Origin of the sequence: Bacteroides sp. (assembly GCF_052357945.1) — a bacterium.
Taxonomy (GTDB): Bacteria; Bacteroidota; Bacteroidia; order Bacteroidales; family Bacteroidaceae; genus Bacteroides.
Genome location: NZ_DAWCXD010000099.1, coordinates 1 through 18,687, shown reverse-complemented (window position 1 = coordinate 18,687; position 18,687 = coordinate 1). Strand labels below are relative to the sequence as shown.

The following is an 18,687-nucleotide window of genomic DNA, read 5'->3' as shown; positions in this document are numbered from 1 at the left end:
TTTTTAGTTACTCTGCAGAGTGGACTGAATTGTGATTACTTTTTCAGTGCCCTCACCTTTTGGAGGAATTTTTTCAATCATGGAGCAATTTGACTCCATGCTTTCACCTATTATCGACCAGACACTTGGTCAGAGATGCAGCAGTATCATCGGATATCAGTACAGCGAAATTATTCGTTCTCTGATGAGCGTGTACTTCTGTGGCGGTTCATGCGTGGAGGATGTAACATCGCATCTGATGCGTCATCTCTCGTATCATCCGACCTTGCGCACATGCAGCTCTGATACCATCCTCAGAGCCATCAAGGAACTGACACAGGAAAACATCTCATATACTTCCGATAAGGGCAAGACCTATGATTTCAATACGGCAGACAAGCTCAACGCCTTGCTTATAAAAGCCTTGGTTTCCACTGGTGAACTGAATGAGGTGGAAACCTACGATGTTGATTTCGACCATCAGTTCCTTGAAACAGAGAAGTATGATGCAAAACCGACATACAAGAAGTTCCTCGGCTACAGACCTGGCGTATATGTCATCGGTGACATGATTGTCTATGTCGAGAACAGCGATGGCAACACAAATGTGCGCTTTTATCAGGCTGAGACCCACAAGAGATTCTTTGCCCTACTGGAAGCCAACAGCATCCGTGTGAATCGCTTCAGAGCCGACTGTGGTTCGTGCTCGAAGGAAATTGTCAGTGAGATAGAGAAGCATTGCACGCACTTCTACATCCGCGCCAACAGATGCAGTTCGCTCTACGATGACTTGTTTTCACTGAGGGGATGGAAGACGGAGGAAATCAACGGCATCCAGTTTGAACTCAATTCCATTCTTGTTGAGAAATGGGAAGGCAAGTGCTATCGTCTTGTCATTCAGAGACAAAAGCGCATGGATGGAGAGCTTGACTTGTGGGAAGGTGAATACACCTACAGATGCATTCTTACCAACGATTATGACTCATCAACAAGAGACATCGTCGAATTTTACAACAAGCGTGGGGGCAAAGAGCGTATATTCGATGATATGAACAACGGATTCGGCTGGAACAGGCTCCCCAAGTCGTTCATGTCAGAGAACACCGTATTCCTTCTGCTTACGGCATTGATACACAATTTCTATAAGACCATCATTAGCAAGCTTGACACCAAGGCTTTCGGGCTCAAGGAAACGAGTCGCATAAAGGCTTTTGTCTTCAGCTTCATCTCCGTACCTGCCAAGTGGATCATGACAGCAAGGCAATACGTGCTGAATATCTATACAGAAAACCGGGCTTATGCAAGACCTTTCAAAACAGAATTCGGATAAGAATCCTTTCTTTCCGGTTAGAATCTGCGTATTACCTCAAGTCGCATCGTGGGGTAAGGGGATGGTGGCTACATATTGATGTTGTGCTGTTGCTTTTTACTGAAAGCTGCTACTAACGACTCATAAATCTACCCTTAATCGTGTATTGGATGATAGTTGCGGATTTTAGGTTTATATCTTATTTTTATGTATCCGCAAAAATATAAAAAGTGTCGTTCTTATGAAGAAAAAACGATATTAAAATAGGAATATATTAAAAATGAGCTACTTATGAGTATTTCTCATAGAACGAGGTAATGACTTGGGAATAGTCACAAATTCTGTGATGTGTGGTGTATTTCTGTCAAACAACTTTTTTTGATGCAAATGTACACAAATATAACGAACGAAAAGAAGAATAAGCATTTTTTCTTTCCATGGTATTGTGACTATGCGGAGAGACAGCCCTTTGACGAAATAAAACATCGCCATACACTCAAAGAGGTTGGCGATGTCGCGGAAGGTCGGTATGATTGGAAGATTGAGAGAGGGCGAGGTGGAGTCACCCTATAATGGTTATTGCTTTTTTATTGTAAATTCCAACTTTTGAAGTCCCTTTTTATAAACATTGGCAAGGATGAGTGCGTAACGGACTTCTTCGCCGGATTGCATGGTTTGGATAATACGGGTAAACTCATCTTCGGGAATGACGCTTTTGAACATCGGACCATGTGAATCGTTGCGTATCAAACGAATGTCATCGGTAAACGGTGAAAAGACATACGAATAAGTCGCCTGATATGACACCGTCTGAAATTTAACCCAATTCGGGTCTTCTTTGTCAAGGACATCTTCCAACCAAATACGGGCGTTGTCGTATGACGGCAGCGATGAGCCATCGCCGTAATATATATTACCATCCTTATCAACAACGAACTCCTTGCTGATTGCGTACTTCTCGAAAGGACACAAATCATGGTATTCGATATCTTCTTCCGATGTTATCTCTTCATCAACCGGAACTTCTGGTTCCGTGACAACTCTGTCCTCAAGAATACGGATAAGCGAATAAGTACGGTCGGAAGCATCCGCAGGTGGATTTGCGAGGATTGTCCGCCTTACCGAGAGATAATACTCATGTCCTCTTACATAGGTAAAGCCCTCGATGCTGTTGAATCCGAGAGGTTCCCATACTCCGGGATTATCTTCCGACATGACAAGCATACACTCGATGGGATTCTCCTTCTTGTCGTCGCCCCATGCATACATCACGCCTGTTTCTGCTGAAATCTGCATTCTAATCTCTTTGACAGAATCTTTAGGCTCATCATCGTTACTACATGCTGTTAGTCCTACCACTGCAAACATAGCCATAAGCAGTATTCCGAAAAAGTCTTTCGTATTCATTTTTATCTTTTTAATTGTTAGCTATTATAAAAATGCAAAAACTATAAAAACATTGCATCTCGAATGCAACTTTTTATTTCGTATGTCTTGAATAAAGTTGCTCCAATCCACAATCCAAATACAAAGGTAGTGAATTTCCTATCAATGACCTTCTTCGCAGAGCAAAAATCAGAGTTTTAAGACTTATTTCATACGCCATTTGTACCCCTATTGGCTCTCAATGCGCAAAACATGCTAAAAATCAATCATGTCAAGCAATTCCCCGACAACTCCTTTGCGGTTTTGACTTCATTCCGAGCAGTCATCAGGAAAGTATAAAAATGCCTGCCGTTTGTTAAGTTTTTGTTAAATCTTCATCCAAAACCAACCTTTCTCTTTTCCTCTTTGCTTCTCTCCCAAACGGCTTTTTCACCCTGTTTCTTATAGTGATTATTTTTGTACCGATATTTTCTTATATCGCTGATAATCAATTACAAATACTCTCTCATATGTATTCCACATGAACAGTGTGGTACGTCAGCTGCTGGAACAGAATACGGATGTGGTCATGGTGGATACGGGTGACTCCTACGAAGGTATATGCGGATATTACAAGGGTACATACATATCATACTCGAAGGAGAAGCCCATCTCCATGAATCCGTTCAAGGTTACTAATGAAGAATATGAACTCAATTTCGGTGAGAAGAAGAACTTCCTTAAATCGCTGATATTCCTGATATTCAAGGGTAACGCATTTCCTTCCAAGATTGAAGACATGCTGATAAACCAGACCATCGTGGAATACTATGAGGCATATTTCAATCCGTTTGAAAGGTTCAGTGACAGTGAGCGTGAGGCTTTGAGACAGAAACTCTTGGTTGCCGCCAAGATGGAGGATGACTACGAACAGTACACGCACAGCATGGAGGACATCGACAGGCAGATAAATGCGGAAGAGGCGCAGGAAAAGCCAGAAAACCGTGCACTGCTGCTGCCTTCAGAAGTACGCCGTCTGAAGCTGATACGACAGTGCCGTTCACTGACTGCTCTGATTAATGATGAAGCGGCCACAGAATCGGAAAAGGAACGTGCACTTGCCATTATCGGTAAATATAAGAGGGAACTTTATAACAATTCCATGCTGATTAAGATAGACAGGCAGATTGACCACATGGAGGAACAGAAGCGCCGGCTGAAGGTTCAGGAGCTCTCGTTCAATTCCTATTATGAGTTTGCCCTGGAGCGCATTCCGCAGATTACACAGTTGGAGAAGATAAGTTTCAATATACATGACTTTGCAGCCATACTGAAACAGTTCTACCGTGGCGGCGAGCTGGAGATGACGCTGAACTCTGACCTGGACATTAACCTGTTTGACGAGCGTTTCATTGTATTCGAGATTGACAAGATAAAGGATGATCCGGTGCTTTTCCCGATTGTGGTGCTGGTTATCATGGACGTGTTCCTGCAGAAGATGCGTATCAAAAAGGGACGGAAGGCTCTTATCATCGAAGAGGCATGGAAGGCAATAGCATCACCTACCATGGCGGAATATATAAAGTATTTGTATAAGACCGTCCGGAAGTTCCACGGAATAGCCGGTGTGGTCACACAGGAGCTTAATGACGTGATTGATTCCCCTATTGTGAAGGAGGCCATCATCAACAACTCTGATGTGAAGATTCTGCTTGACCAGACCAAGTTCAAGGACAGGTATGAGGATATTGCAGCTATTCTGGGACTCACTGACATACAGCGTCAGCAGATTTTCACCATCAATGCGTTGAACAACCATGAGGGAAGAAGCTACTTCAAGGAGGTGTGGATTTGCCGGGGACAGCACTCGGATGTGTACGGTGTGGAGGAAGCACCTGAATGCTACTGGGCATATACTACTGAACGTACCGAAAAGGAGGCACTGAAGATTTATCTTGCCCGGTACGGTACGCTGCAGGAGGCCATCACACGTATTGAGGAAGACCGCAAGGCGGATGGAGGGCTTCTGTATCTGGAGTTTGCAAGAAAAGTCAACCAACATCAAAAAGTTATGTCACTATGGTAAAATTCAGATTCATGCTGATTGCGATACTGCTGGTATCGACATCAGCCAATATGTCTGCTGCATGGAGAATCGTATTCGACCGTAACTGTCTGAAGATTGTCCTGGCCAATACCGCTTCACAGAAACTTATCGAGGAGCAGCACAACCAGCGTGTGGATACCATTGCAGCCAAGAAACAGAAGGTGGAACTCTATACGGTAAGCATGGCTACAATGAAGGAATTATATAAGCTGAGCATGGAGAACATATCCGGTTTCGGGACTGAAAGTCTTTATTATAAGGAAATAGGCCTGTGCGCTCTGGATATTCTGCGAAATGTTCCGGTACTTGTCAGTACGGTAAACAGGGCCAAATTTTCAAACAAGCTGCTCTGTCTGAACGAACTCGGCAATCTTGTAGCGGAAACACAGCAGCTGGTCGGCAACTTTGTCAATATCGTGAACAATGCCAGGATTCCCAATCCGTTGCAGGGACAGGCAACTGCCGAAAAAAAGGATGACGGCTACAACCTGCTGGACAGGTATGAAAGGTTGACACTGGCCAACAGCATCTATACTGACCTGAACAGGATACGCTACAAGGTGGAAGGAATGGTTCTGATGGCACAGTATGCCACTGCAAACGACCTCTTCTTTGCCATTGACCCTGAAGGATGGGCAAATGTGGTGACCATGAAAAATCATGTGGGAAATCTTGTACAGGACTGGAACGGCCTGGTTGCTTCAAATTATTAACCTTTCATATATCTCTGTCATGAAACTCAGGAATATAAGTATCATATCAGCCGGTATTATAATGCTGTTGCTGCCTGTAAAGGCTTCCGCTTTCATAATACCCAAAGACCTGCCGACCATAGAAGCACTCATTGCCCTGCACAAGGCCATAAAGAAGGACGAGGACAAGGCTCTGACAAGGGTAGCTACAAGCTATGGCGAGCAGTCGCTCATTGAAAAGGGTGCGGAAAAGTTCAATGATGTCCGGACCACTCTGGATACAAGGCTGAACAATGCCTATTCGTACCTGGTACTGGCCGGTGCCATTTCTTCAACGGCCAACTCACTGTATCAGCTGGTAACGGAATACAAGGACTTTACCGGCAATACTTTCAGTCATGTATCAAAGAAGCCTTTCGTAGCATGGTATTATGCCGATGCCAACGTGGCAATATCAAGGGAGATACAACACTGCTACAGACTGTATGCATCCGTAGCCGCTTCGGGTATAAACCTGATGAAGGCTTCCATGGATGAGAAGCTGAATCTGGTAATGACACTGAAGGCTTCCATCGACAGGGCAAGGTACATAATAGACAATGCCAACCTGTATTGTTTCCTTGTCACGGACTGCGGATGGAAGCCGGACTATATCTGGGAGATACTGAACTCCAATGTGAAGAATGAGATAGCTGAGCGTGTAATCAACAAATGGAATCAGGGATATGCAGGTTAAAAGAATATTTACAATAATCATGTGTCTGGCAGTATCATGTATCATATTTACATCCAATGCCCAAAGCATAGTAAGTGACAGTGAAAAGCAGAAGCAGTGGAAGTCTATGGAAAACGGTCCGTGGGATTTTGCTCCGGACTGGTATTACTTTTTCCTGCATAAGAAATACTCAGGTGCGGAAATGTACTGGAAATGGGACTGGTTCAATTCCGGATTCCGTGTCCGTTTCAAGGAACCAAAGTCTGATGTGAAACGTATCATGCCGGTGCGTGTGACTGCCGAAGAGACGCAGAGACAGAAAATCAAGAAAGTGGAGAGTGAGCGCAAATATATCGAGGAACTGTATAAGGAAGAACTGGCAAGGGAGGCTGACAGAAATGTTGACCTGATGTATGCCACTTACAAGGACGAGTTCGACCGTATGCAGGACTGTATCACGGACGGACTGCTCTACTGTATGCAGAAGAGTGACGGCAAGCTCCGCTATCAGGTGGACGAGCTGAGCCGTCAGAATGAAATACTCTGTGCGGATATAGCCTATATACACAAAACCGGTGTCGGCTATGGGCTGGAGAATGCCAAGCGGCAGAAGGCATACGAGGAAGCCAAATCCAGGATGGCAGAACTGGTCAACAGGACTGCACACCTTTGTGCCGTTGCCGCTACGCATTATTGAAAAACAAGTAAAAACAAATAACATTTTAAGATATGGATTTATTGTTTATTCCGCTGACAATAGGCCTTCCGGCTATTGACGAAAGTCTGGAAAAGCTGCTGACGGCCATGGAGACATTTCCCAATGTGGCCGTTCTCGGTGATGCCGTTTCAATGGCAAAGGCTCTCGGTCTGTGCCTGGCCCTGTGTGTCGGTTCATACGAATGCTGGATGATGATGCTCGGAAGGCGTGGTATGGATGTCATGAAGCTGTTGCGTATCATTGGCATTTCCCTGTGTATTTCATCCTCTTCATGGATATGCTCGGCTCTGCAGGTTCCGGGAAAGAGTCTGGAATCCGCTACATGGGCTATGGCAAAGGCAAAGAACAAGGAAGTGGCGGCCTTCGAGCTGAAGGTGGCACAGAAACAGAGTGAATATCTTGACAGGCTGAGAACCGTGCAGGACTCCATTGCCACGGCAAAGCAGGTGGCTGAAATCGGTCAGGATGCAGCCTGGTGGGACAAGCTGATATATAATGTGGAGAATCTGGGCTCGACTATCAATAACTACGCCCAGAGGGCTGCCGTGGCGGCTGAGACGAAGGTCAGTGAATGGATAAACGATGTCATACGCTTTGTCGGAGAACTGATTTTCCAGATGTCGTATTACGGGATGCTCGTGGCACAGAGGATTTTCATGGCCATCATGATGATATTCTGTCCGATCATGTTTGCCCTCTCGCTGGCACCGCCATGGAACTCGGCCTGGAGCCAGTGGATGTCAAAGTTCCTTTCCCTCTCGTTATGGGGATTCGTGACCTATATGTGTATCTATTATATAGACTTCATCCTTCTTTATAACCTGCAGCAGGATCTGGTGGCATACGACCATCTGCTTCATGGCTCGGTAAACTCATGGGAACAGATTGGCGCACTGGGACTGCAGGGAATAGGCTCCAACTGTATGTATGCCATGGGTATGCTCGTGGGTGCCTATATCATACGCTTCGTTCCTGAAGTGGCTTCATGGCTGATTCCGGGAGGTGTAAGTTCGGGTACAGGTTCCGTTGCCGGTTCGGCTGCAATGGGTATCACCACTACTGCAGGTGCCATGGCCGGAGGTGCGGCAGGTTCTGCCATGAGAGGAACAGGTTCGGCTGTCAGGTCATTGGTCAAATAACTTCAAATCTTTTTACAATATGCTTATTGAATCCCTTGCACAGAAAACCAGACTGGCCATGATGACGGTATTTGCGGTAATCGGAGGCTGCACCGTCATCTGTGCCTTTACGGTCTGGTGCTGCATTTCTTTGGTCAATGAGGAAAGGCAGCAGATTTATGTACTTGACGGAGACATTCCGTTTCTTGCCGAGCGTGCACGGCTGGAAGCCAACTTCACCATGGAGGCCAAGGCGCACATACAGCTGTTCCACCAGTATTTCTTCAACCTGCCGCCCGACAACGACTATATCAAATGGACGGTAGGGAAAGCGATGTATATGGCTGACGGGACTGCACTGAAACAGAAACAGGCCATGGACGAGAACGGCTTCTACTCGGACATCATTTCCTCTTCGGCTGTCTGCACCATCATGTGTGACTCCATTCAGTTTGACGAACATGAACGGAAGTTTACCTATTACGGTACGCAGCTTATCAAGCGCAGGACCAGGGATATCAGACGCTCGATGGTGACAACCGGTTACATAGAGTCCGTACCGAGAACAAGGAACAATCCGCACGGTCTGCTCATTATCGGCTGGAGGACTCTTGAAAACAGGGATTTGGACTATTGATATACTGATAATATGAAATCATTCAGAAAAAAGATACAGGAAAGCCGTCTGAAAACGCATCTGCTTGTCAGGTCGTGGTTGCAGCCAAGGCTGGGTGCCATCGGAACAAGATACCGTCTGTCCGCAAGGATAAGACTGGCCAACAGATGGGCGGCAAAGCATCCGAAAGCAACATTCGCAGGTGTAACAGGAACACTGCTTCTGCTACTTGTCAGTACTGTTGCCATAGATTCCGGCAACGGGAAACAGAGTGAGCCGGATGTCAGTTCGATAGCCACAATGGAACCGGTGTTTCAGGGATTCCGTACCATCCAGGCAAACAAGGACATTCACCGCAGTGTATTGACGGACATGACGGTGAAGGGACAGTTACTGCGTCATGAACTGGACTCCATGATTGCCATACCTGTAAAGAGCCGTGAGGATTCCTTGCAGATCATCCTCAAATACCGGCAGTTGGAAAATATAGTCAAATCCATTAAAAACAATGATAACCCATGATTAAGATTAATTTCAAACAGCCCAAGTATATCTTTCCGCTGGTCATATTCGTTCCGCTGTGCGCACTGGTATACTTTGTGATGCAGACTTTCTCCGGCGGTGAGGAGACTGCCGGAACGGTAGCTACAGACCGTATCAACATGGAGCTTCCCCAGGCCAATGCCGAGGAAGCCGGAGACAAGATGTATGAGATGTCCAGACGTTTCGGTGACGAGGATGCCTTCACAGCCGTCAGCGGTATCGGGGAGGAAGAACAGAAGAAGGAGGAACTGGGACACGGTTACAGCGAGGAGGAACTGAACCGTCTGGATGCGGCTGAAGCTGAAAGACAGCGGCAGCAGCAGGAGCTTGAAGAACTGGAGCGTTCCCTTGCAGAATCAAGAAAGCATATCAATGCATATGCCTACGGTAACGGTCCTTCGGGAAACAGTGAAACGGGTTACGGAGGTATGGGCTATTCCTCACAGGACGAGTTTGCACGTGACCTTGAAGAGATTCAGCGAAGGAGCTATGAACGGCAGAAGGCCATTGAAAGCGGACTGGGTATCAAAGACCCGGAAGCAGAGGAAGCGGAAAGAAAGCACAGGGCTGATTCCATAGCTAAAGTACGTCAGGAGGAAAGGGAACGTAACCGTCCGAGTCTGGTAATCAAGTCTGATGACACCAATGCCGACAGGTTCAATACGGTCACCGCTCCGGATGAATTTGCCGAGAACAAGCTGATACGTGCCATGATTGACCAGACTACAAAGGCGCATGAAGGTACACGTCTGCGGTTCAAACTTCTGGACGATGTGACGGTAAGCGGCACAAAGCTGAAAAAGGGAACTTACCTTTATGGAACGGTAACAGGTTTTGGACAGCAGCGTGTCAGGGCTTCCATAACCAGTATTCTTGTCGGCGACAGGTTCATCAAGGTCAAGCTTTCTGTTTTTGACAATGACGGTATGGAAGGCTTCTATGTTCCTGAATCGGCTTTCAGGGATTTCATGAAGGATGCAGGTTCCAATACGGTACAGCAGAATATAAATTTTGAATCCAGTGACGGTTACGGTACAGGTATTTCTACAGAGGCCATTGCACTCCAGTCACTGCAGAACATGTACAACTCTGCAACTTCTGCCATATCTTCCAATATCAGAAAGAACAAGGCAAAAATCAAGTACAATACCATCGTTTATCTGATAAACTCGGAGGATGCACGCTAAGATACCGCTACATAATATTGCGTTTATATCCGATTATAACAGTACCATTCATAAACTATAAAGATTACTCAATATGAAAACCAGAATTTTTCTGATAATATGCCTTATCACAGGCATAGCCGTACATCTGTCGGCCAACGAGAAGATATACATCAACCGGGAAGTGACCACGCACATTGTAATGCCGGAGAACATCAAAATGGTGGATATTTCCACTACTAAAATTATAGGCAACCAGTGTACAGACAATATCGTCCGCATCAAACCTTATCTGGGGAATGATTCCATATCGTCTGAAGGTTACAGCGAAAACGAACTGCTGGGTACACTCACCATTATCGGTGAGCGTCATATTGCCCAGTATGACATTCTCTATACCGAATCACCCCAATATGCTTCTACCATCTACAATGTATCCTACAATGAGACACAGTCCTATATCAATCCGGAGGTTTCCATGCCGATGGCCGAGATTGTACGATATGCCTGGGCTGTCTATGGAAGCAGAAGAAAATTCAACCAGATTGTATCAGACAAAAACGGAATCAGGGCATACATCAACAATATCTATTCCATCGGTGACTATTTCTTTCTGGACTATACGCTGAAGAACAGGACCAGAATTGCATACGACATTGAAGAAATCAGGGTAAAACTTACTGATAAAAAGGAAACAAAGGCAACCAACTCACAGACCATAGAGCTTACTCCGGTATTCTCCATGAACAACACCCGTAAGTTCAAAAAGGACTACAGAAATGTACTTGTGATTCCGAAACTGACTTTCCCTGAAGAGAAGGTACTCCGTCTGGAGATTTCCGAGAACCAGATAAGCGGACGTGTGGTGGTACTGACCATCGAGTATGAGGACATTCTCAATGCGGACAGCTTCGACTCGGATATTCTGGACGGTGCCGACTATTACCCCTACTATTTTATTGATCATTCCATAAAGAGATAGGCCATGAAGAAGATTCTGTTCATTCTGTTTTGCCCGGTTGCATTCATCGGTGCATCGGCACAGACCGGAAAGGTTTCCGTCAATGCCGGATTCCTTTTTCCAAGTACAGTGAATGCCACTTTGGGTTATGAGTATCCGCTTTCATACGGAAATGCGGTCGAAGTATATGGTGAGGTCGGGAATCACTGGCAGAAGCCGGTATGTCACAATTTCTGGAAAGGATATTTCTGTGATGGCGGTATGGTTTACAAGCACCGTCTGGCACGGTACAAGAACGGCATGATGCGCCTTCGTCTGGGGCCTCAGTTCGGTGCGGTACAGAAGAAGTTCTTCTTCGGATTGGAGGCCGGATTTGAATACAGCTATGTGTTCCGCAGCGGACTGGAGTTCTCTGTCATACAGAAGAACAATGTGAACTTCCTGCATGGGGATACCTTCCGCAACGGTCTGCTGTTGGGTCTAAAGGTTCCATTTTAGAAATTCATATACAGTTAGAGCGTATGGCATTTGAGGAGACAAGGGAACAGCAGCAGATGTACAACTACTTCAGGAGCTGCATCTATATCTTTCTGATTATTGAAATCATCATGAACCTGCCAGTTACGGCTGACAACAGGGTTACGCAGTTCGTACTCGACCTGCTGGCACGGTTCAGGGTATTCAATTCCGTATCGGGATGCAAGGTGGCCGAACTGATATGCATCTGTATTGTCTGTATCGGCACAAAGGCTGAAAAGTCCCTGAAGTTCAATGTAAGGACAATGGTCATCTATCCGGTACTGGTCGGTCTGACACTTGTAGGGCTTTGTTTTGTATTCCATGGCATGAGTTTCGGATTCAGCTGGATGGGATTTCCTGCCAACCGTCTTCTGTATGCGGTCAGTTCCGTGGTGGGTACCATGCTGGTACATCAGGGACTGGACGGTATTGCCAAGTATTACAACTACAAGGTCGGTGAGGACCGTTTCAATTTTGAGAACGAATCGTTCCAGCAGTCTGAAACACTGGTCAGCAATGATTATTCGGTGAACATTCCGATGATATACTACTGGAAAAAGAAAATGCACAAAGGATGGATCAATATCATCAATCCGTTCCGTGGCACGATTGTACTGGGTACGCCGGGTTCGGGTAAGTCTTTCGGTATCATTGACCCGTTTATCAGGCAGCACTCAGCAAAGGGATTTGCCATGATGGTATATGACTTCAAGTTTCCGACACTTGCACAGACGCTTTTCTATCAGTACTGCAAGAACAGGAAAGCCGGTAAACTGCCTCAGAACTGCGGATTCCGTATAGTAAATTTTACCGATGTGGAATACTCCAACCGTATCAATCCGATTCAGCGGAAATATATTCCGGACCTGGCGGCAGCTTCCGAAACGGCGGCTACTCTTTTGGCCTCACTCAACAAGGGAGGTGGAGAGAAGAAGGGCGGTTCAGAAGCCTTCTTCACCAACTCTGCGGAAAACTTCCTGGCTGCCATCATCTATTTCTTTGTAAACTTCCATCCGGTCGGATTCAGGAACGGCAGGAAACTGAAGCGTTTCATATCACTGGAGGGAAAGAAGCTGGAGATTGTCATACGCAACTGGGATGACTTCAATGCCATAGACAAGGACGGCAATGTGGTACTTGATTTCGTGGATGAGAACGGCAATGACGTATCGACTGACGAGGACCGTATGTTTGTGGACCTGAACGAATACAGTTATAAGGACCGGACCGGCAGGAAGATTCTGATTCAGAGGTGCTGGTATGAGGACGAGCATGGCAATGAAGTGGAACCGGATACCGTAACCGGCGAGTTCTCGGATATGCCGCATGTGCTTTCATTCCTCGGAAGGCCATACGACCAGGTATTCAATATCCTGATGCAGGATGACAGGATTGCTTCACTGATGGCTCCTTTCAAGAGTGCTTATGAAAACAAGGCGAATGACCAGCTGGAAGGTATGGTCGGTACGCTTCGTGTGAACGCCGCACGTCTTGTGTCTCCGGAAGCATACTGGGTATTCACCGGGGATGATTTCGACCTGAAAATTTCTGACAAGGCCAATCCGAGCTATCTGGTGATTGCCAATGACCCGGAAAAGGAACAGGTTATCGGCTCGCTCAATGCTCTGGTACTAAACCGTCTTATTACAAGGGTGAACTCAAAGGGCAATATACCGGTAAGCATCATCGTAGACGAGCTTCCGACACTGTACTTTCACAAGATAGACCGTCTTATCGGTACGGCACGTTCCAACAAGGTAGCAGTGACCTTAGGTTTCCAGGAGCTTCCGCAGCTGGAGGCTGACTACGGCAAGGTCGGTATGCAGAAGATTATCACAACCTGCGGTAATATCTTCATGGGTGCGGCACGTAACAAGGAGACGCTGGAGTGGGCACAGAATGATGTGTTCGGAAAGGCAAAGCAGACCTCTCGTTCCATTTCCATCAACGACCATAAGGTATCAACCACAATATCTGAGAAGATGGACTTTCTGGTTCCTGCAGCCAAGATTGCGGATATGGCAACAGGCTGGCTGGCCGGACAGGCTGCACGTGACTTTACGGCTACCGATGACAGTATGCTTGACCATTTTGACATCGAGCAGTCGGAAGAGTTCAAGACCACAAAGTATTTCTGCAAGACACACTTTGACATGAAGAAGATTAAGGACGAGGAAAAACACTATGTTCCTCTGCCCAAAATCTATGAATTCAGGAACGACAAAGAGAAGGAAATCCTGCTCAACCGTAACTTCAAGCGTGTGAACCAGGAAGTGGAGGATATGGTAAAGGAACTTCTTGGTATCAGTTAAATATGTAATTTATGAATATGACCTTAAAACCGGCATTCGGACTTAGCGGCAGTGCCCTGAAAGTCATTGCCATGATTTCTATGGTGATAGACCACATTGCTCTCTATCTGATGGAGTACGGTACCGTATTATACGAAACGATGCGCTGTATCGGACGCATCGCTTTTCCTGTGTTTGCCTTCCTGATAGCAGAAGGATTTATCCATACAAAAAGCAGGTACAGGTATTTCTTTACTCTGCTGGGCTTTGCCGTAATCAGTGAAATACCCTGGTATCTGCTGAATGGTGCTGACGGGACACATAATGTGATGTTTACACTGGCTTTGGGTGTGGCCACGCTTATGGTTCTTGAAAATCTTCTGCAACGTAGTATGGTACTTGGATTTCTTTGGACACTTGGTATGGCCGGACTCGCTTCATGGCTTGGAGTAGACTATGAGTGGAGAGGGATTCTTGTTATTGTTATCTCTTATCTTTATAATACATATGCTCACTTCTTCCCATATAGTAGAGGTATGCAATTTTTTTGCACATTTACTTTAACGATGCATTATGGAGTCATTGGTGCTGTAATGGCTTGCATGTTTCTATATCTGTATAATGGGAAAAGAGGATTTATAAAAGCACATAAAGGTAAGTATGTGTTTTATATGTTTTATCCAATACATTTACTGATAATATATGAAATTCTAATTTTTCAAAATACTATAATAGTTGAGATATTTTTTTATAATAAAAATTATTTGACAACTTGCTTTATAAGCACTTATAATTATATGATTTAATCAGACCTATCCACTTTGTAGTAGATAGGTCTGAGAAGTTTTATAATTATAGTTTGATAAATTTCATTACAAAAGAATCCTCCATCCAAAAACTAATTACATCATTTTGTATTCCAAGTTCTTTCATTTTTTTTGCTATAGAGTATAGATAATTAAATGCCAAACGTAAATCCAGTCTATTCCATGCCTCAGATTTCTTAAATTCTGATAGCAGTTTGATAATTTTATCGCTATAATCCAACTCTATCAAATCTTCTCCTTTTTCTTTTATTATAAGCCAAATACATCTTATGTTTGAAGTAAGTGCTGTTGGAGTTTTTAATATTGCTCTGTCAATTAAGAAATCTATATCATTACGATATTTTTCTATTCCATAATTAGTTATACCCTCATATATATTGCCTAAAGCATAATTTACATCAGATGATTGTTCTGACATTAAAAGATCTATATTATTGGCATATTCTAGTCTGTCTGCTAATAAGCCTTCAATTTCGGAATATACATCTGAGAGTTCCATACGTCTTTTATTATTTAATCCATTAATATATTTCAGCATATCAGATAAATATCTCGCCTGAATTGATTTCATGAATGTGTCTTCATGAAGAGTCTTGTGAGCTTTATTGTATTTAGAAACATTATTTATAAGATTATCTTTTATAATCTCAAATTCATTGTCATTCCATGTTATTTTATCATTAAGAAGATTCAATCGGATATACATAGGCTCTGTCCATCCAAACTCCTCATTACTAAGTAATCCACAATGCCAAATATCCATTGACAAAAAACATTCTTTTATCTTATCAAGAGCTACAGTATTATGCATTGTCAGATTTACCAATTGAAATAATACTATACGGTCATGAGGTATATTATCTATGGACGTATTTATAATAGTTTCACATATTTCTTTTACACAATTATTAGAGAGCATATTATATTTGTTAAGACAGTCTAATAAATCCAATGTCTCCGCTTGTAATACCCGAGGAAAATCAAGGATGCTATCTAATTTATATTTTGACTCTAATAAATAAACAGACAAATTATTGACAATTAAATCAGAAACTATTTTTTCATTATTAGAAAAATGTTCAATCAGCTGCATAAAGATATAATACACATTTTCTTGTTTTCTAATATTGGCAAGAGCATATCTAGTATTAAAAACCCAATTATCATAATCTTGAATATTACCAAGATTATCTAACAATTTTTCAAATACAGTTTCCTTAAACAGTTCAAACCAATCATCTTCATTCACAGCAGTATACATTATTGCAATAATATTCAACATTCCATTCTTTAAATATAATGGAGTGAATTTATCACCTATCGCATATAGAGATTTTTTTAATATGTCTTGTACAAAATATTGTAATTTGACATTATATGTTAAATCTTCACCTATACGCCTTTGAACTTCTTTATCATTATATTGGATCGAATAAAAGAAACAAGGATAAGGGAAATGCTCATAAAGATTTGTGAATACTTTATACCATGATGCTATGTCAAAAATATGGCTACCAGGAATTGATAGATATATTCCAGAATCAATTATAAATTGTAGTATACGTAAACTCTTAACATAATCTCCATGATTATTACCGAAATATGTTGTGGAACCAATCCAACCACGCCTTTGTGGTTTTTCTTCTATTTTTCTTAAAGTTGACATCATGCTTCTTAATAGATCTCCTTGGCCCTCTAATCCATATTTCCAGAATTCATCCATATTATAAGGATTTGGCCATTGCGTAGAGATAAAATTAGCCATCACAACCTCAAATAGTTTTTCTGATTGATTTTTTTCATTCTTAATCGCATCGTCCAATAAATCAAGAGCATCTTTCTTATTATAATTATAGACAGCCATTCTCATGGCTTTTGCCTGAATCCAATAATTTCCTGCTTTCCAGTTATCTATAAGTATTTTTGCTTCGTGAAAATTTAGATGAAACAGGTGACGCTGAACTTGTTCATATATACTACTATCATCAACCAGTTCTTTAAAACACTCTGCAGAGCCACGTAAAGTATCTTCGCGTTCTTTTAATTGAATCCAAATAGGTTGCTTATTCAATTCAACATCATCATTATGATAATTCCTATAATAACTTGGAAGCTGACCAATATCAGAAACAGCTAAAGCAAATAAATATGCTTTATCTCTTGTTAACTGTTTCTTAGTCATTAGTCTATTAATAACCCCTTCTTGTGGAAAAATGATTCTAGAAAATCTACAAATAGATTTCAATTCTTGTAATTTATTTATAACCTCATGTAAATCTTTATTCTCCTCTATTAATTCACTTATTGATATCCATAAATTTCTGTAATCAAAATATTTCGCTTTTGTTTCAGCCAAACTAAGAGATTGCTCAACAGGTTTGATAACATCAGACTGAGGTTTTAAGTTTTCATCATTATTACAATCTTCCCTATTTAATGATGTATCTCCACCATTATAAATATAGCTCTGTGAGCTATTCTCGTTATCAGAAGATTGCAGATATTTAAAGAAATTTTCCAATATAAGCTTTCTATATTTTACTATATCTGGCTCTAATTTTTGTTTTAATTCATTATCTGCATTTTCAAATTGCTTTTTTTTCTCTAGCAAAACTGAGATGATATTGTTATTGGCCTGTTGATATCCTTCATTATCGACAATTTCCTTATAAATCTCATAACCTCTGAAGTCTTTAAGTATCTGATGTAAAATATTTTCATGCCATAAATTAATTACTACAATATGATGATTTGAATAAAATAATCTTAAATCATCATGAATATCTTTTCCTTCAATATCTAGTAGATAGATTTTATTATTGTCATCTTCCGCATTCAGAATATCACTCATCCATCGTACCCAAGCTAGATAATTAGGATCTGTTCCTGAAAAGCCTACTAAACAGAATACTCCTTGTAGCATAGCTATACGCATTAAATAAGAAAAAGCTTCATGTTTTTCCATATATGTATCATAATCTTCTTGAGCAATAATATAACGAAGATGCTTATCACCATCAAACTGAAATTCATTCTTGTCGTCACATATACTTCCATGAATCTTTATGATATTACGAGATAAATTACCGGATAATTTTTTCCCTGATATTACTAGATTATATGACGAATAAGGGTCCTCTTCTGAAAGAACATTTGAAGTAAATTCCAATACATTATCATAATTGGTAGTATATATATTTTGAAATCTACGACACCTAAGAAGAGATTTGTGAACAGATAAATCTGATTTTGTAACAGTGCCTAAAATATTATTACTTGTTTTAAGTTCTATATCACCGTTTTCTGATGAAACAACAAGTTGTGGTGTATGGCACTCAATATAATAATCTATTGCCTCACGATATCCTTTCTTCTGAATATATCTTGAAGCAAGTTGCAAGAAGTCCTCATTATCTAGAATCGTATCGATATACTTCTTTTTTATCTCATCTATGTTTTCATCATTTCCATAAATGTGTATGTAGTTATCACAATGCAGTTCTATTTTATCTTTATAAATATATTCTGCAATTTCCTTCATTAAAGTTCTCCATGAAAGAAATTTATTAGAAACATTCATTGAAAATCCAGCACCAACTAGAACTGACATTTTATTACCTTTATAATCAGAAAGAAATTTTTCAAAAATTTCTTTCTGGCTTTGTTCAACTTTACCCATTTTATTCAATTATTCCATCAAATTCGATTATTTACCTCAAACTTTATCCCTCCAATAAGGCTCATTTTTTATCAATCATATT

15 protein-coding genes and 1 pseudogene are annotated in these 18,687 nt (G+C 42.2%); 14 read left to right on the top strand and 2 right to left on the bottom strand.

All coding sequences use genetic code 11. From position 1 onward, the window contains the following. Window positions 1-28: 28 nt before the first annotated feature. Window positions 29-1,309 carry an IS1380-like element IS614 family transposase gene (locus tag ACT8YW_RS16170; RefSeq protein ID WP_118935669.1) on the top strand — a complete coding sequence of 427 codons (1,281 nt, stop codon included), beginning with the start codon at window positions 29-31 and terminating at the stop codon, window positions 1,307-1,309. A 360-nt stretch (window positions 1,310-1,669) separates the two neighbouring features. Beyond that, on the top strand, window positions 1,670-1,861 hold the full coding sequence (locus ACT8YW_RS16165; RefSeq protein ID WP_118935668.1) for a hypothetical protein: 192 nt from the start codon (window positions 1,670-1,672) through the stop codon (window positions 1,859-1,861). Window positions 1,862-1,864: 3 nt separating this feature from the next. Here the strand turns inward: ACT8YW_RS16165 and ACT8YW_RS16160 are convergent, their stop codons facing one another. Beyond that, window positions 1,865-2,695, bottom strand: coding sequence for a DUF4377 domain-containing protein (locus ACT8YW_RS16160; RefSeq protein WP_225230843.1), 831 nt, complete (start codon window positions 2,693-2,695; stop codon window positions 1,865-1,867). Window positions 2,696-3,188: 493 nt separating this feature from the next. Between ACT8YW_RS16160 and ACT8YW_RS16155 the strand changes: the two are divergent. The 12 genes and pseudogenes from ACT8YW_RS16155 to ACT8YW_RS16100 all read left to right on the top strand — a co-directional run. Next, window positions 3,189-4,739, top strand: a pseudogene (locus ACT8YW_RS16155) (TraG family conjugative transposon ATPase); the annotation flags it as partial. Then, window positions 4,733-5,473 (top strand): hypothetical protein, encoded by a 741-nt coding sequence (locus ACT8YW_RS16150; RefSeq protein WP_118935667.1) that lies wholly within the window; start codon window positions 4,733-4,735, stop codon window positions 5,471-5,473. The pseudogene ACT8YW_RS16155 and the gene ACT8YW_RS16150, both read left to right, overlap by 7 nt. Before the next feature lie 61 nt (window positions 5,474-5,534). Beyond that, a complete protein-coding gene (locus ACT8YW_RS16145) occupies window positions 5,535-6,188 on the top strand; it encodes a hypothetical protein (RefSeq protein ID WP_018711100.1) in 654 nt (217 codons plus the stop codon). Beyond that, window positions 6,178-6,864 (top strand): DUF5045 domain-containing protein, encoded by a 687-nt coding sequence (locus ACT8YW_RS16140; protein ID WP_118935666.1) that lies wholly within the window; start codon window positions 6,178-6,180, stop codon window positions 6,862-6,864. The genes ACT8YW_RS16145 and ACT8YW_RS16140 overlap by 11 nt, the downstream gene beginning before the upstream one ends. A gap of 32 nt (window positions 6,865-6,896) precedes the next feature. Next, window positions 6,897-8,024 (top strand): hypothetical protein, encoded by a 1,128-nt coding sequence (locus ACT8YW_RS16135; protein ID WP_118935665.1) that lies wholly within the window; start codon window positions 6,897-6,899, stop codon window positions 8,022-8,024. 19 nt (window positions 8,025-8,043) lie between these two features. After that, on the top strand, window positions 8,044-8,640 hold the full coding sequence (gene traK, locus ACT8YW_RS16130; protein ID WP_118935664.1) for a conjugative transposon protein TraK: 597 nt from the start codon (window positions 8,044-8,046) through the stop codon (window positions 8,638-8,640). A 12-nt stretch (window positions 8,641-8,652) separates the two neighbouring features. Continuing rightward, window positions 8,653-9,141 (top strand): hypothetical protein, encoded by a 489-nt coding sequence (locus ACT8YW_RS16125; RefSeq protein ID WP_118935663.1) that lies wholly within the window; start codon window positions 8,653-8,655, stop codon window positions 9,139-9,141. Beyond that, entirely contained in the window at window positions 9,138-10,349 is a 1,212-nt protein-coding gene (locus tag ACT8YW_RS16120; protein ID WP_118935662.1) for a conjugative transposon protein TraM, read from the top strand. The genes ACT8YW_RS16125 and ACT8YW_RS16120 overlap by 4 nt, the downstream gene beginning before the upstream one ends. Before the next feature lie 73 nt (window positions 10,350-10,422). Then, the gene (gene traN / locus ACT8YW_RS16115) at window positions 10,423-11,310 is read left to right on the top strand and encodes a conjugative transposon protein TraN (protein WP_118935661.1); all 888 of its coding nucleotides are present in this window, start codon (window positions 10,423-10,425) and stop codon (window positions 11,308-11,310) included. Between the two features lie 3 nt (window positions 11,311-11,313). Further along, window positions 11,314-11,787 (top strand): hypothetical protein, encoded by a 474-nt coding sequence (locus tag ACT8YW_RS16110; RefSeq protein ID WP_118935660.1) that lies wholly within the window; start codon window positions 11,314-11,316, stop codon window positions 11,785-11,787. Window positions 11,788-11,810: 23 nt separating this feature from the next. Then, window positions 11,811-14,120, top strand: coding sequence for a type IV secretory system conjugative DNA transfer family protein (locus ACT8YW_RS16105; RefSeq protein ID WP_118935659.1), 2,310 nt, complete (start codon window positions 11,811-11,813; stop codon window positions 14,118-14,120). 11 nt (window positions 14,121-14,131) lie between these two features. Beyond that, window positions 14,132-14,905 (top strand): TraX family protein, encoded by a 774-nt coding sequence (locus tag ACT8YW_RS16100; protein WP_118935658.1) that lies wholly within the window; start codon window positions 14,132-14,134, stop codon window positions 14,903-14,905. A 46-nt stretch (window positions 14,906-14,951) separates the two neighbouring features. Here the strand turns inward: ACT8YW_RS16100 and ACT8YW_RS16095 are convergent, their stop codons facing one another. After that, entirely contained in the window at window positions 14,952-18,605 is a 3,654-nt protein-coding gene (locus ACT8YW_RS16095) for an SIR2 family protein (protein ID WP_444106118.1), read from the bottom strand. Between the last annotated feature and the right edge of the window lie 82 nt (window positions 18,606-18,687).